This window comes from Luteibacter sp. E-22 (genome assembly GCF_049913125.1).
Classification (GTDB): Bacteria; Pseudomonadota; Gammaproteobacteria; order Xanthomonadales; family Rhodanobacteraceae; genus Luteibacter.
On the sequence record NZ_CP183975.1, the window covers coordinates 520,257 to 533,877 of the forward strand.

Annotated in this window: 13 protein-coding genes; 3 read left to right on the forward strand and 10 right to left on the reverse strand. The window is 66.3% G+C overall.

The genetic code is table 11. The annotated features are described in order from the left end of the window. Nucleotides 1-65: 65 nt before the first annotated feature. Nucleotides 66-887, reverse strand: coding sequence for a zinc-ribbon and DUF3426 domain-containing protein (locus ACN9M2_RS02275; protein WP_426286566.1), 822 nt, complete (start codon nucleotides 885-887; stop codon nucleotides 66-68). Between the two features lie 79 nt (nucleotides 888-966). Here ACN9M2_RS02275 and prmA point away from each other — a divergent pair, with 79 nt between their 5' ends. Next, nucleotides 967-1,866, forward strand: a complete 900-nt coding sequence (gene prmA / locus ACN9M2_RS02280; protein WP_426286567.1) for a 50S ribosomal protein L11 methyltransferase — start codon at nucleotides 967-969, stop codon at nucleotides 1,864-1,866. Nucleotides 1,867-1,900: 34 nt separating this feature from the next. Here the strand turns inward: prmA and accC are convergent, their stop codons facing one another. The 7 genes from accC to cutA all read right to left on the reverse strand — a co-directional run bounded on the left by accC (nucleotide 1,901) and on the right by cutA (nucleotide 8,228). Further along, complete coding sequence (gene accC, locus ACN9M2_RS02285) at nucleotides 1,901-3,262, reverse strand: acetyl-CoA carboxylase biotin carboxylase subunit (RefSeq protein WP_371023706.1); 1,362 nt, start codon at nucleotides 3,260-3,262, stop codon at nucleotides 1,901-1,903. A gap of 11 nt (nucleotides 3,263-3,273) precedes the next feature. Continuing rightward, entirely contained in the window at nucleotides 3,274-3,729 is a 456-nt protein-coding gene (gene accB / locus ACN9M2_RS02290; RefSeq protein ID WP_426286568.1) for an acetyl-CoA carboxylase biotin carboxyl carrier protein, read from the reverse strand. Between the two features lie 55 nt (nucleotides 3,730-3,784). Next, entirely contained in the window at nucleotides 3,785-4,234 is a 450-nt protein-coding gene (gene aroQ, locus ACN9M2_RS02295; RefSeq protein WP_426286569.1) for a type II 3-dehydroquinate dehydratase, read from the reverse strand. A 277-nt stretch (nucleotides 4,235-4,511) separates the two neighbouring features. Further along, a complete protein-coding gene (locus ACN9M2_RS02300; RefSeq protein WP_426286570.1) occupies nucleotides 4,512-5,066 on the reverse strand; it encodes a DUF1415 domain-containing protein in 555 nt (184 codons plus the stop codon). A 17-nt stretch (nucleotides 5,067-5,083) separates the two neighbouring features. Beyond that, the gene (locus ACN9M2_RS02305) at nucleotides 5,084-5,617 is read right to left on the reverse strand and encodes a TlpA family protein disulfide reductase (protein ID WP_426286571.1); all 534 of its coding nucleotides are present in this window, start codon (nucleotides 5,615-5,617) and stop codon (nucleotides 5,084-5,086) included. Further along, nucleotides 5,614-7,833, reverse strand: a complete 2,220-nt coding sequence (locus ACN9M2_RS02310; protein WP_426286572.1) for a protein-disulfide reductase DsbD family protein — start codon at nucleotides 7,831-7,833, stop codon at nucleotides 5,614-5,616. Before ACN9M2_RS02310 ends, ACN9M2_RS02305 begins: the two co-directional genes overlap by 4 nt. A 71-nt stretch (nucleotides 7,834-7,904) precedes the next feature. Further along, nucleotides 7,905-8,228: a divalent-cation tolerance protein CutA gene (gene cutA, locus ACN9M2_RS02315; protein WP_426286573.1), complete on the reverse strand. Its 324-nt coding sequence runs from the start codon at nucleotides 8,226-8,228 to the stop codon at nucleotides 7,905-7,907. Between the two features lie 185 nt (nucleotides 8,229-8,413). Here cutA and ACN9M2_RS02320 point away from each other — a divergent pair, with 185 nt between their 5' ends. Both ACN9M2_RS02320 and groL read left to right on the forward strand, forming a co-directional pair. After that, nucleotides 8,414-8,707 (forward strand): co-chaperone GroES, encoded by a 294-nt coding sequence (locus ACN9M2_RS02320; RefSeq protein ID WP_426286574.1) that lies wholly within the window; start codon nucleotides 8,414-8,416, stop codon nucleotides 8,705-8,707. A gap of 60 nt (nucleotides 8,708-8,767) precedes the next feature. Further along, a complete protein-coding gene (groL, locus tag ACN9M2_RS02325) occupies nucleotides 8,768-10,411 on the forward strand; it encodes a chaperonin GroEL (RefSeq protein ID WP_306851021.1) in 1,644 nt (547 codons plus the stop codon). Nucleotides 10,412-10,494: 83 nt separating this feature from the next. On the opposite strand, the gene ACN9M2_RS02330 is transcribed toward groL, so the two are convergent. After that, on the reverse strand, nucleotides 10,495-11,331 hold the full coding sequence (locus tag ACN9M2_RS02330; RefSeq protein WP_426286575.1) for a hypothetical protein: 837 nt from the start codon (nucleotides 11,329-11,331) through the stop codon (nucleotides 10,495-10,497). A 228-nt stretch (nucleotides 11,332-11,559) separates the two neighbouring features. Continuing rightward, nucleotides 11,560-13,452, reverse strand: coding sequence for an LTA synthase family protein (locus tag ACN9M2_RS02335; protein WP_426286576.1), 1,893 nt, complete (start codon nucleotides 13,450-13,452; stop codon nucleotides 11,560-11,562). Between the last annotated feature and the right edge of the window lie 169 nt (nucleotides 13,453-13,621).

The window sequence follows — 13,621 nt, forward strand, 5'->3', positions numbered from 1 at the left end:
GAACCGAGTGTACTCGCCCCGGGGAGCGAAGTGCAGGCTTGCAAAAAGAAATTTTTTCGAACGCTTCACTCGAAGCTGAATGCGAAAGCCACGGCTCGCTGGCCCGGGTCTTGCACCTCGAACACCATGGCCGTCGTCACCCCGCTGGCGAGACCGCGTGAGCGCGCCGACGCATCGCCCACGTAATCCTCGGGTTGGAAACGGCGCATGGCGAGGCGCTGGCCGCTGGCGTCCGAGAGGACGATGGTGACCACGGGGTACGGCTGCGCGAACGATGCATCGTTTCGCACGCTGGCGGTGATGAGCAAGCCGTCGGTGACGGACGGATGCTGCTCGACGTCGCGCGCGAGCAAGTGAAGGCGGGAAGGGTCGGATACGAGAGGCAGGCGACAGCCGATCATCGCGCACCCCGTTTCCAGGACGGGCCCGATGGTGGGGTCCGCGATGAGAACGTCCCGCTTGGCCCATGCCAGCTGCGCCCCGAGGCCGAGGATAAGCACGGTACAGACACCGACCCAGGCGGCGGTGCGCCATGACCGGTGCTTCCGCTTCGCGAACCGTGGTGTGAACGTCAACTGTGAAAAGTCTTCCCCCGTTTCCGCGCCGGCGATGTCGTCTTCCGCGAGAGGGCTTGCCTCGGGGCCTCCGGAAGCCACCTCGGCCACCGGCCGCGGCCGGAACACCGCCACGTCGGCGGTGGGTGGCTCACGATCCAAAGCGTGCTCCGCCAGCCGCGTGAACGGCTCCGGCGGCAGCTGTTCGGCGAGCGTGCCCAGGGCGTTGAAGACAGCGTCGCAGTGGCTGCAACGCACGCAGCCGCAGGCATGGACCAGAAGCTCGGCTTCCAGCTTATAGACGGTGAGGCACTCGGGGCACTGCGTATACATAACGCCCGATCATAACGGCCGCGCCGTGCCCGTGCGCGCCCGGTAGAATCATGGACCCGCCCACTGCACTGGCCCCACGATGCCCTGGCTCGAACTTTCCCTCACGATCCGCGCCGCCGAACAGCCACGTGTCGAAGCGACGCTGGAAGACCTCGGCGCGCTGTCCATCACGCTGCAGGACGCCGACGCGGAAACACCCGACGAAGAAGCCATCTTCGAACCCGGGGTGGGCGAGATCCCGTTGTGGAACCAGATCGTGCTCAATGCGCTGTTCGACGCTGGCGCCGACAAGCGTGGCCTGACCGAGGCCATCGCCGACGACCTGCCCTTCATCGAACCCTCCCACATCACCTGGCGCGAGGTGGAGGACCAGGACTGGGAGCGGGCGTGGATGGACCAGTTCAAGCCGATGCCGTTCGGCCGCCGTTTGTGGGTCTATCCGTGGAACATCGAGCCGCCGGCGGATGGCGGGATCGTCGTGGTGCGGCTCGATCCGGGCCTCGCCTTCGGCACGGGAACGCACCCGACCACGGCGATGTGCCTGGAATGGCTCGACGGCCAGCAGATGGCCGGCAAGTTCGTCCTCGACTACGGTTGCGGGTCGGGCATCCTCGCCATCGCCGCGTTGAAGCTGGGCGCGGCACGCGCCGTGGGCGTCGACAACGATCCCCAGGCCTTGCTCGCTTCGCGTGACAACGCCGAACGTAATGGCGTCCATGGCGATCTGGACGTCTATCTGCCGGGCGAGGCACCTGTCGAGCAGGCCGACGTGCTCGTGGCGAATATCCTCGCCGGCCCCCTCGGCGAGCTAGCCCCGACGTTTGCCTCGGCTGTGAAGCCTGGCGCACCGTTCGCGCTCTCGGGCATCCTCTCCGGGCAGCACGAGGAATTGCTCACGCGTTACGCGGAATGGTTCGACGAGCTGGAGGTACGCACGCTCGAGGATTGGGTACGCATCAGCGGCCGACGCAAGGCCTGACCAAAAAATCCCGCCTTGCGGCGGGACTCTTCAATTACGCCGATGGCGTCTCTTTCTGCTCCGCCATTCGTTTTTCCAGGTAGTGGATGTTCTGCCCACCCTGCTGGAAGCCGACGTCGGCCATGATCCGCTGTTGTAGCGGGATATTGCACTTCACGCCTTCGATCACCGTCTCGGTCAGGGCCATGCGCATGCGCGCGATGGCCGTGGCGCGGTCCGGGCCGTGGACGATGATCTTGCCGATCATCGAATCGTAGTTCGGCGGGATGCGGTAGCCGTCGTACAGGTGAGTGTCGACGCGTACGCCGGGGCCACCCGGCGCCTCGAAACGCTTCACCGTGCCGGGGCTCGGCATGAACGTGTCCGGGTCCTCGGCATTGATGCGGCATTCGATCGCGTGGCCGTTGAGGACGATGTCCTCCTGGCGGATCGAAAGCTTCTCGCCGCCGGCGATCAGCAACTGCTCGCGCACGAGGTCGATGCCGGTCACCAGTTCCGTCACCGGGTGTTCGACCTGGATGCGGGTATTCATCTCGATGAAGTAGAAGCGGCCGTTCTCGAACAGGAACTCGAAGGTGCCCGCGCCGCGGTAGCCGATGCGGATGCAGGCGTCGACGCAGACCTTGCCGATCTGTTCGCGCAGTTCCGGCGTGATGCCTGGCGCGGGCGCCTCTTCCACCACCTTCTGGTGGCGGCGCTGCATCGAGCAGTCGCGTTCACCGAGGTGGATGGCGTTGCCCTGGCCGTCGGCGAGCACCTGGATTTCCACATGGCGTGGGTTTTCCAGAAACTTCTCCATGTAGACCTGATCGTTGCTGAAAGCCGCCTTGGCTTCCTGCTTGGTCATGACGATGGAGTTCGCCAGGTGGGCCTCGGTGCGCACGACGCGCATGCCGCGACCGCCACCGCCACCGGCCGCCTTGATGATGACCGGATAACCGATCTCGCGCGCGATGCGGATGTTCTCGTCGGTGTCGTCGCCCAGTGGCCCGCCGGAGCCCGGCACGCAGGGCACGCCCGCGGCCTTCATGGCGCGGATCGCCTCGACCTTGTCGCCCATCAGGCGGATGACGTCGGCCGTGGGGCCGATGAAGACGAAGCCGGATTGCTCGACCTGCTCGGCGAAATTCGCGTTCTCCGAGAGGAAGCCGTACCCCGGATGGATCGCGCCCGCGTCGGTGATCTCGGCGGCGGCGATGATCCGCGGGATGTTGAGGTAGCTGTCGGCCGAGGGGCCCGGCCCGATGCATACCGATTCGTCGGCCAGGCCGACGTGCTTGAGGTTGCGATCGACGGTGGAGTGCACCGCGACCGTCTTGATGCCCAGCGCATGGCACGCGCGCAGCACCCGCAGCGCGATCTCGCCGCGATTGGCAATAACGACCTTCTCGAGCATGAGTCGGGGCCTCAGGCGATGACGAACATGGGTTCGTCGAATTCCACCGGCTGGCCGTTCTCGACCAGGATGGCGACGACGGTACCGGATACGTCGGCCTCGATCTGGTTGAACATCTTCATCGCTTCGATGATGCCCAGGGTTTCGCCGGCCTTGACCTGCTGGCCGACGCTGGCGAACGCCGGGGCGCCCGGCGTGGACGCGGCGTAGAACGTGCCGACCATCGGCGCCTTGACCACGTGGCCGGGTGGCAGGCCTGGCTCCGCGGGCGGCGCGGCGGGGGCGGCGGCTGGTGCGGCGGCGATCGGGGCGGCGACGGGAGCGGGCGCCGCCATCATCTGCGGTGCGGCGGTGCCCTTGGGCACTCGCGAAAGGCGCACCACTTCTTCGCCTTCCTTGATTTCCAGCTCGGCGAGGTTCGATTCCTCGAGCAGGTCGATGAGCTTCTTGATCTTGCGCAGGTCCATGGGACAAACCTTCTGGTGGTGGATGCGGGCGCCCGTGGCGCACCGCGAATGGGAATCAGGCGGCGGGGATGGCCAGCCGGAGCAGCGCGGCCTCGAGCGCCAGCCGGTAGCTGTCACCGCCGAAGCCGCAGATCACGCCGGCGGCAATGTCCGACACATACGAGTGGTGCCGGAACGGCTCGCGCGCATGCGGATTGGACAAGTGGATCTCGATGAACGGGATGGCCACGCCGGCGAGCGCATCGCGCAGGGCGACCGATGTATGTGTGAAAGCCGCGGGATTGATGAGTATCCACGCCGTGCCCTCGTCGCGGGCCTGGTGGATCCGTCCGATCAGTTCGTGCTCGGCGTTGGACTGGAACCAGCCCAGGTCGTGCCCGGCGGCTTGCGCCCGGGCTTGCAGCGACGTGTTGATGTCGGCGAGCGTTTCATGCCCGTAGACCGAAGGCTCGCGGACGCCGAGGAGATTGAGATTGGGTCCGTGCAGGACGAGGATCCTGGCCACTGTTCACCTGTGCCGTGGGTCCGGGGCTCCGGAACGCCGCGAAGTGTGCGCCTGTCGCCCACCCTTGTCCAGTTCGGTGAAGTTCGACGTAGTTCGCTGGAGATCGCGACTTTCCAGACGCTCGCGTATGTTGCGGGCATCGCCGACAGGGTCGGCTCCCACGAGGGTTGTGCATGTGGCGACCAAGTGTGGGAGCCGACTTTGTCGGCGATCCCGCGGCAGCGGGCCAGCCTGAGGCGCCCATCGCCGCTGAAGCGGCTCCCACAGGTCGAGACGATCACGGCTCGGCGAACAGTTTCCGCCAGCCCTCGATGCCCAGCCGGTCCAGTGTCTCCATGTTCGCCTCGAAGATCTTCGAGGCTTCCGGGAAGGCCGCCACCGCGCGGTCGATGCTCGCCTCGCGCAGCAGGTGCAGGGTCGGATAGGGCGAGCGATTGGTGTAGTTGGTGATGTCGTCGGGAGCGGTGCCTTCAAACTGGAAGGCGGGATGGAAGCTGGCGACCTGGATGTCGCCCTCCAGGCCGAGATCCGCCACGGTGTCGTCCGCGACCTCCAGGAATTCGTTGTAGTCGAGGAAATCGTCGAGCACGTGGGGGTGGATCAACAGCGTGGTGTCCACCGCCTCGGGGTCGGTATCGCGCAGAAATTCCAGCTCACGGACCAGGTCCGCGTGCAATTGCAGCGGTTGCGTGGCGTCGCTGACCACATAACGGATCTGGCCCTTCTTGTGCACCGCCTTGGCGAACGGGCACAGGTTGAGGCCGATGACTGCGCGTTCGAGCCAGAGACGCGTGGCTTCGATCACCTGGTCGGGTGGGAGCATGGGGTCCATGGGAAGGCCTCCGTGGTTCAGGGCGCGAGCCAGGCGTCGAGTTCCGCCTGGCTGAACGTGCCGAGCTTGCGCCGCAGGATACGCCCGTCCTCGCCGACGAGGACGCTATAGGGCAGCACCCGGCGTGTGTTGCCGAAAGATAGCGAGCCGCCCGGGGCGTCGCTATCGGCAAGCACCACCGGATACGCCACCGGCTGGGCCGCGAGATAGGCGCGCACGGCGCCTGCCGTGTCTTCGGCCACGCCGAGGATGGCGACGTTGCGCGCCTTGTAGCGTCCGGCGTTCTCGCTCAACAACGGCATTTCCCGGCGGCATGGGGCGCACCAGGTGGCCCAGAAGTTGATCAGCAGGCGCTTGCCACGCCAGTCCGAAAGCTGGCGCGGCTTGCCTTCCACGGTGAGGAAGGTGGCCGGTGGCGGGAACTCGCCGACATCCGCCACGGTGACACCTTGCGGCGGTGGCGGGTTCAGGCGGCGATGCTCCAGGTACAGCCCCGTGGCCGCGGCGGCGATCGCCAGCACCACGATCCAGAAGGTCGGGCCGCGGCTCATGGATGCGCGGCGGCCTCGAGCGCTTTCTCGACGCTGTCGTAGGTGAGCACCGTGGACAGCTTGCGGCCATCGCCGCCGCCCTTCGGGTAGACCACGTAGAGCGGAACGCCCACCGAGTGGTACTGCTCGAGGAAGGCCGCGATGGTCGCATTCACGTCGGTCCAGTCGCCCTTCATGTAGACGGTGCCGGTGCGGGTGAGCAAGGCCTTGAAGGCGTCGGTATCGAGTACGGCTTTCTCGTTCGCCTTGCAGGTGATGCACCAGTCAGCCGTCATGTCGACCAGCACCGGCGTCCCCGCGCCACGCAACTCCGCCAGTTTTTCCGGCGAATACGGGACGGAACCGTCGGCGGCCACGCGCAGGGCGGCGCCCTGCGCCGGCAGGCCGTGCACGGTCCAAAGCGCCGCGGCGGCGCCGATCATCAGTACGCCGGTGAACACCCAGGACAGGCGTGCGCCACGGCTGCGGCCGTACCACCACAGGGCCATGGCCAGCAGCACGCCGCCCACGAGCACCAGGGCGGTCGCATCGGCGCCGCGCTGCTTGGTCAGTACCCACAGCAGCCAGACCGCCGTGAGGTACATGGGGAACGCCAGCAACTGCTTCAGCGTTTCCATCCATCGTCCCGGACGTGGCAACAGCCGCGCGATCGCCGGCACGAATCCGATCAGCAGGAAGGGCAGGGCAAGACCCAGGCCGAGCGCCAGGAAGATCAGGAAAGCCACGCCCAGGGGCGCGGCGAAGGCGAAGGCGATCGCGGAACCCATGAAGGGGGCGGTGCAGGGGCTGGCCACGACCACGGCGAGCACGCCGGTGAAGAAGTCGCCGGAGGGGCCCGATCGAGCGGCGAGCCCGCTGCCCACGTTGCCGAGCGAACCACCGATCTCGAACACGCCCGACATCGACAGGCCCACGGCCAGCATCACGTAGACGAGCAGGCCGATCGCCAGTGGCTGCTGGAATTGCGCGCCCCACTGGATGCCGTGGCCCGCCGCGCGGATGCCGACGATGACCAGGCCCAGGATGGCGAAGGCGGCCAGTACGCCGGCCGTATACCAGAGCGCATGCTTGCGTGCGGCGCCCGGGCTTTCCCCGCTTTCGAGCACGGTGATGGCTTTCAGCGACAGCACCGGCAACACGCACGGCATGAGGTTCAGCACCAGGCCGCCGAGCAGGGCGAGGCCGATGGCCGCGATGAAGCCGACGGGCGCGTCACCGCCGGGCGCCAGACCGGGCGGTGGCGGCGTCGGCGCGACATCCGACGGCGCTGCGGCAGACTGTTCCTCGGACGGGGCGCCGACGGATGCCGTGCCCGCGCCCAGGTCGACCTTGATATGCCGCGTCATGACCGGATAGCAGATGCCGTTCTCGAGGCAGCCCTGGTAAGTCACGTCGATCGCCACCGCCGTGGCGCCCGCGGCGCCATTCAGCGGCACTGGCAGCTCGACCTGGTCGAAATAGACGATGGTGTCGCCGAAGTGCTCGTCGTGATGGGCGGTGCCGCTGGGCCAGTCCGGTTCGCCCACGGTTACGCCGGCGGGCGAGGACACGGTGATCTGCGTCTTGTCGCGGTACAGGTAGTAGTCCTTGGGCATGGTCCAGCGCAGCAGCAGGCTGTCGTGGTCCTTGACCAGCGCCTCGAAGCGGAACGCCTGGTCGGCGGGAAGCGCCTGCGCCTCGCCACCAGGGGTCGCCGATGGGGCGCCCAGCAGGGCCGCGCCGTTGGCGGCGGGCGCCACGGCGACGGGGATGGTCGATGCACCGCCGATCGTGAGCTTCAGGTGCTCGGTATTCGGTGGGTAGCAGATCTTCGGCTCCACCTCGTGGCAGCCCTGGTACTGGACATCGAGGGCCAGCGTCTTGGTGGCGGCGTCGACGAGCGTGTACGGCACGCTGGCCTCCACGTCGCCGTGGTAGATCTCCACGTCGCCGAGGTATTCGTCGTGCTTCTTCAGGCCATCGGGAAGCGTCGCCTCGCCCAGCGTGACCGCCGTGGGCTCCGCCGCCTTGATCTTGATCCGGCCCCGATAGAGGTAATAGTCCGGCGCGATGCGCCAGTGCAGCTTCACCATGCCGGGCTGGCTGGCATCGGAAGTGAGGTGGAAGGCCTGGGTGACCGGCAGCAGGTCGTCGTCGCCCTGGGCGAGCGCCGGCAGGGCGGCGAGCAAGGCGAGGCCGGCGACCAGGTTCCGCGCGAGGCGGGCGAACGACGTCATGATGACTCCGGGGATCGGTGCGGCGACGAACCGCGAGGGGGCGTCGATCATTATGACCGGGCATGCCCTTGTTAGCTTGCATCGACGCTGGCTTCCAGCCAGGCGAGGTAGGGCGCGTGGCCTTCCACCAGCGGCAGGGCCACGACCTCCGGCACCTCGTAGGGGTGGTGCGCGACGACGAAGGCCTCGACCGCCGCGAAGGCCTCGCGGGTGGTCTTCACCAGCAGGAGGTCCTCCGCGTCGGTGACCACCTCGCCTTGCCAGCGGTAGGTGGACCGCATCCCCGGCAGGTGGTTCACGCAAGCGGCCAGGCCGGCCTTGACCAGACCATGGGCGAGGGCGGCGGCGGGTTCGCCGGCGGGACAGGCGACAAGGATGGCGATGGGTTCGGACATGGGTCGATTGTGGTCTTTTTTGTACCCGGGGCCTTGAACGGTTTCGCACAGGCGCCATCTGTCGATCACCCCGAGGCTCTTCCGATTCGTGGAGAGCTTTGGCTAAAATTCTGGCACTCACCCGTGGCAAGTGCTAACAGGGTGGACCAATTTCGTTATCCGTCAATCACATGGTTGGAGAAGTCATGAGCAAACTGCGCCCGCTGCACGATCGCGTCATCGTCAAGCGTCTCGAAGAAGAGCGTGTTTCCGCCGGTGGCATCGTCATCCCTGACAGCGCCACCGAGAAGCCCACCCGCGGCAAGGTCATCGCCGCCGGTACCGGCCTCCTCCTGGCCAGCGGCCAGCTCCGCCCGATGGGCGTGAAGGAAGGCGAGGTCGTCCTGTTCGGCAAGTACGCCGGCCAGGAAATCAAGGTCGATGGCGAAGATCTGGTCTTCCTGAAGGAAGACGACATCGTGGCGGTCCTGGAAGGCTGAGCCTCGCTCGCCCCGCTCCTCCCCGCTATCTCAAACAACTGATCTCAAGGATTCACTCTCATGGCATCTAAAGAAGTCCGCTTCGGCGAAGACGTCCGCGCACGCATGCTGAAGGGCGTCAACACGCTCGCCAACGCCGTCAAGGTCACCCTCGGTCCGAAGGGCCGCAACGTCGTGCTCGAGAAGAGCTTCGGCGCGCCGACCGTCACCAAGGATGGCGTCTCGGTCGCGAAGGAAATCGAACTCGCCGACAAGTACGAGAACATCGGCGCCCAGATCGTCAAGGAAGCCGCCTCGAAGACCTCCGACGTGGCCGGCGACGGCACCACGACGGCCACCGTCCTCGCCCAGGCGTTCATCCAGGAAGGCCTCAAGGCCGTGGCCGCCGGCATCAACCCGATGGACCTCAAGCGCGGCATCGACCAGGCCGTCACGGCCGCCGTCGGTGAGCTGAAGAAGCTTTCCAACCCGACCGCGGATGACAAGGCGATCGCCCAGGTCGGCACGATCTCGGCCAACTCCGATTCGAACATCGGCGACATCATCGCCACCGCGATGGGCAAGGTCGGCAAGGAAGGCGTGATCACGGTCGAGGAAGGCTCGGGCCTCGAGAACGAGCTCGACGTCGTCGAGGGCATGCAGTTCGATCGCGGCTACCTCTCGCCGTACTTCATCAACAACCAGCAGTCGCAGCAGGTTGAACTGGACGATCCGTTCATCCTCATCCACGACAAGAAGATCTCGAACGTCCGTGAGCTCCTGCCGGTGCTCGAGGCTGTCGCCAAGGCCGCCAAGCCGCTGCTGATCGTCGCCGAGGAAGTCGAGGGCGAAGCCCTGGCCACCCTCGTCGTCAACACGATCCGTGGCATCGTCAAGGTCGCCGCCGTCAAGGCGCCGGGCTTCGGCGATCGCCGCAAGGCCATCCTGGAAGACATCGCCATCCTCACCAACGGCGTGGTCATCTCCGAGGAAGTGGGCCTGCAGCTCGACAAGGCCACGATCAACGACCTCGGCCGCGCCAAGCGCGTCGTGATCACCAAGGAAAACACCACGATCATCGACGGTGCCGGCGAAGCCGAGCGCATCCAGTCGCGCATCGGCCAGATCAAGGCGCAGATCGAGGAGACCTCTTCGGACTACGACCGCGAGAAGCTGCAGGAGCGTGTCGCCAAGCTTGCCGGCGGTGTCGCCGTGATCAAGGTCGGCGCCGCGACGGAAGTCGAGATGAAGGAAAAGAAGGCCCGCGTCGAAGACGCCCTGCACGCCACGCGTGCGGCCGTCGAGGAAGGCGTGGTCCCGGGCGGCGGCGTCGCCCTGATCCGTGCGCTGAAGGCCCTCGAAGGCCTGAAGGGCAAGAACCCGGACCAGGACCTCGGCATCGCGATCACCCGCCGCACGCTGGAAGCCCCGCTGCGCGCCATCGTCACCAACGCTGGCGAAGAGGCTTCGGTCATCGTCAACCAGGTGAAGGACGGCCAGGGTAACTTCGGTTACAACGCCGCCACCGGCGAGTTCGGCGACATGATCGCGTTCGGCATCCTGGACCCGACCAAGGTCACTCGTTCGGCGCTGCAGTTCGCCGCCTCGGTGGCCGGCTCGATCATCACGACCGAAGCGGCCGTGACCGAGCTGCCGAAGAAGGACGACGGCCACGGCCACGGTGCCCCCGGCGGCATGGGTGGCATGGGCGGCATGGACTTCTAAGTCCGCGCCCCTCTGGCTCGTTACGAAAAGCCCCGCGAAAGCGGGGCTTTTTTTGTGCCGGCTCGGCAAGGACCCACCCTCACTCAGTACGAGATGGTCGCCGAGGTAGCCGTCGTGCTGAGTCCGTAGTTGCACTGTGGATTGATGCCCGACGTGTCGCTGCCACCCCAGGGCGGAGAGGCGACACGCACGTTGTTGCGGTCGTACACCTGGATGTTGTGGAAGGTGATCGGGCCACCGGGGTATTCGCCGCAGGTGGAGACGTTGTACACCTCGAGCACGCCGCCGAAGACCCAGGTGAGGTCGTCATAGGGGTCGGTCGTGAGCGAGCTCGTGCGGCCCGTGGTCGTGTTGCGCGAGTCGATCTTCCACGTGGGGCAGTCCTGTCCCGCCGCGCAGGTGGAGTAGGTATCGCCCACGACGACATCGCCCGCCTTCGCCGGGATCGGGTCGCTGTGGAACGTGGTGCCGTCGACACAGCAGTTCCAGCTCGCCAGGGTCCACGCCTTGTCGCTGTAGCCGTTCCATCCGAGCACGGGCTGAAGGATCGATTGCACGTTCGGCAGTTGCTCCAGGCCCGGGAAGAAGTAGATGACCTGGTCGTCCTTCGTCGCGGGTGCGGAGGGCACGGTCCATGTCGCGACGATGCGGCCGATGGGCGTGTTGCTGGCGTAGTTCGCGGCCTGTACCCAGCCGCTCTGCTCGGGTGGCGGCGTGGCGGCGGCGCGCAAGGTGCGGCGGCCGTCGGCTTCGACGCGGTCGCCATGCAAGGTGTAGTTCGCCTTGCCGCAAGTCGCCGGTTTCTCCAGTGCGCCGGACGCTCGCTGGATCAAGCCGTTCTTTTGCAGGCGATCACCTTCGTGCACGGTGGCGACGCAATCGGGAGAAACGACTCCTGCATTGGGAAGGATGTCGTCCATGTGACGCCGGCGTCATCGCCGGTGCCGCCCCCTGTTCCGCCGCGCGCGATGCGCGGACGGTCAGGCTAGGGGCGAGCGGATCGCTTCACGTGTGATGTGTGTACCACTCCGTCGCAGGTTGCCGTCGATGCGCATCGCATCGCATGGTTCAAGCGCCATGCTCGCGAGGAATCGCAAGAAGTTGCGATCAGGGGGCATCCGTATCGGCCGTCGACGAATCGCAACGTGCTACTGATGTGCGCCCGCCGCGGCGTTTTCTTCCGCCGTACCTGACTGGCGAGCGAGCGCAGCCGCGTCGGGCAAGGCGTACTGCGCAACCAGCGGCTCGAGCTTCTGCTTCATGCGAAGCATCGCGACATTGCTCATCGATAGATCCGTGTATTTCTGCAGGGCATCTTCTGCAGGCGTGGGTGCGTCCGGTGCGTGCGTGAGCGCGGCGAGACGCGGAGCGACGACCTGGGTGAGGGCGAAATAGGGATCGTCGTGCACGCCAGCTTGCTCCAGCAGCTTGCCGGGCAGCATCCACGCCGCGAGGTCGGTCTTCTCCGGCGCGGGGCCGTCACCGTGTGCGTCGATGAGGATGTACGGCACTGTCTGGTTGAACATGCCGGTACCGTCGGCGAAACCGAGCTTGTCGTAGGTCTCGGTGAGCGCAGGCAGGTGATCGCCGTAGAACAGCAGAAGCGTCGGCCGCTCGCGTTGTTTGAGGAGTTCGGCGAGACGGCCGAGTTCGGCGTCGGCATGACGCATGTGATAGATGTAGTTGCGCAATTGCAGTTTCGCATCGTCACTGATGCCGTCCGGCACGGGAATGGCGTCGCGCTCATGCGTGTCGATGTTCACGCTCTTGTCGTATGGTCCGTGCGCTTCCATGCTGATCGCGAAGACGAGGCGCGGAGGGCCGGAGTCCTTCAGTTGACTCATGATTTCGTCGGTCATGGCGCTGTCGGCCATGTATTCGCCGTCCTTGCGGAAGCCCTTGGGGAAATCCGGCTGCGACACGAAGCGGTCGAAGCCCAGCGACTTGAACGCCGTGCTCCGGTTCCAGAACGAGGCGTCGTTACCGTGGACCGCGATGGTTTCGTATCCGTGCGAACGCAACGTTCGCACCATGCCCGGAACGACGCCCGAATGCATCTGCAGGTACGGGAATTGCATCGTCGGGAAGTAGCGCAGCGACAGACCCGTGAGCACTTCGAATTCGGTGCGGATCGTGCCGCCACCGAACGTGGGGACATGCAGGCGGCCCGTGCTCGCATGCTCCGCGAGACGATGCAGGTTCGGTGCGAAGTCCTCGTTCTCGAGGCCGCGAATCGCGCTCGGGTCGAAGAACGACTCGCTCTGCACGACGACGATGTCGGGCGTCTGCCGTCCGTTGGTCGCCGCCACCGCCATGTGCTCGCGCAGGGCGGGTCCGGTGTCCGCGAGGAAGCGTCCGGCTTCGGCCGGATCGGCCTTGGCCTTCTTGCCTGCATCCTGCAGGCGGAACTGCACGATCGTCGTCACCACGCCGTTGTAGCCGGCGTTCGCCGCGGCGGACCAGGGTTGCAGGCCCAGGCGATCCTTGTTGTAGATCGTCGACCATGCGGGAACGCCCGCGAACAGGGTTCCCATCAGCGCGACCAGCGCCACGCCTGCGACGAGGCGGCGTCCCTTCGTGCGCCGGGCAAAAAGGGGAGGCTCGTAGCGGGCGATCACGACGATCAGCGCGATCGTTCCCAGGATGGCCAGGTAGGGCAAGGGGTTGGCGGGCAGGTAGCCGCCGAGCAGGTGCAGGCCACCGTTCTTCAGCTGGCCGACCATGCGGAAGTCGGCAGGCAGCAGTGGCGCGCCCAGGTTTTTCATCTTGATGGCGCTGACCACCAGCACGGCCCCCTGCGCCATGAAGGCGAGGCCGAACGACAGCCATGCCCGGCGCGTGAGCACCAGCAACAGCGAGGCGAGCAGCAGGCCGGGGAAGGCGTTGGCGAACAGGTGCCACGGCCGGGCAGCCCACTCGGCGCTGGATACGCCGGGGTTGCCATCGAGGAAGCCGGTGTAGAGAACGAACGCCACGGCGAGGCAGAGTGGCAACGCCACCCGGGCCATAACGTCACGCCAACGCTTTGAATCGAAAGTCATAACGCCCTCTTGTCACGCCCCTGTAGCAAGGGGGTAGGGACTGTAACGCAGCGGACATGAACCGGTTGTCAGGCGAGGACGCACGTATTTCTTGCGATCCGTGACATGTCATGAGACGAATCGCAATCCGGTGCCGGGAAGCGCGCCATGCCGCCGCTAAGGCACAATG

What these genes read in the sequence shown, in the direction of transcription:
- accB (WP_426286568.1), bottom strand. Translation starts at nt 3,729, where the DNA reads ATGGACCTGCGCAAGATCAAGAAGCTCATCGACCTGCTCGAGGAATCG.
- ACN9M2_RS02275 (WP_426286566.1), bottom strand. Translation starts at nt 887, where the DNA reads ATGTATACGCAGTGCCCCGAGTGCCTCACCGTCTATAAGCTGGAAGCC.
- ACN9M2_RS02335 (WP_426286576.1), bottom strand. Translation starts at nt 13,452, where the DNA reads ATGACTTTCGATTCAAAGCGTTGGCGTGACGTTATGGCCCGGGTGGCG.
- ACN9M2_RS02300 (WP_426286570.1), bottom strand. Translation starts at nt 5,066, where the DNA reads ATGGACCCCATGCTCCCACCCGACCAGGTGATCGAAGCCACGCGTCTC.
- groL (WP_306851021.1), top strand. Translation starts at nt 8,768, where the DNA reads ATGGCATCTAAAGAAGTCCGCTTCGGCGAAGACGTCCGCGCACGCATG.
- cutA (WP_426286573.1), bottom strand. Translation starts at nt 8,228, where the DNA reads ATGTCCGAACCCATCGCCATCCTTGTCGCCTGTCCCGCCGGCGAACCC.
- prmA (WP_426286567.1), top strand. Translation starts at nt 967, where the DNA reads ATGCCCTGGCTCGAACTTTCCCTCACGATCCGCGCCGCCGAACAGCCA.
- ACN9M2_RS02310 (WP_426286572.1), bottom strand. Translation starts at nt 7,833, where the DNA reads ATGACGTCGTTCGCCCGCCTCGCGCGGAACCTGGTCGCCGGCCTCGCC.
- ACN9M2_RS02330 (WP_426286575.1), bottom strand. Translation starts at nt 11,331, where the DNA reads ATGGACGACATCCTTCCCAATGCAGGAGTCGTTTCTCCCGATTGCGTC.
- ACN9M2_RS02305 (WP_426286571.1), bottom strand. Translation starts at nt 5,617, where the DNA reads ATGAGCCGCGGCCCGACCTTCTGGATCGTGGTGCTGGCGATCGCCGCC.
- ACN9M2_RS02320 (WP_426286574.1), top strand. Translation starts at nt 8,414, where the DNA reads ATGAGCAAACTGCGCCCGCTGCACGATCGCGTCATCGTCAAGCGTCTC.
- accC (WP_371023706.1), bottom strand. Translation starts at nt 3,262, where the DNA reads ATGCTCGAGAAGGTCGTTATTGCCAATCGCGGCGAGATCGCGCTGCGG.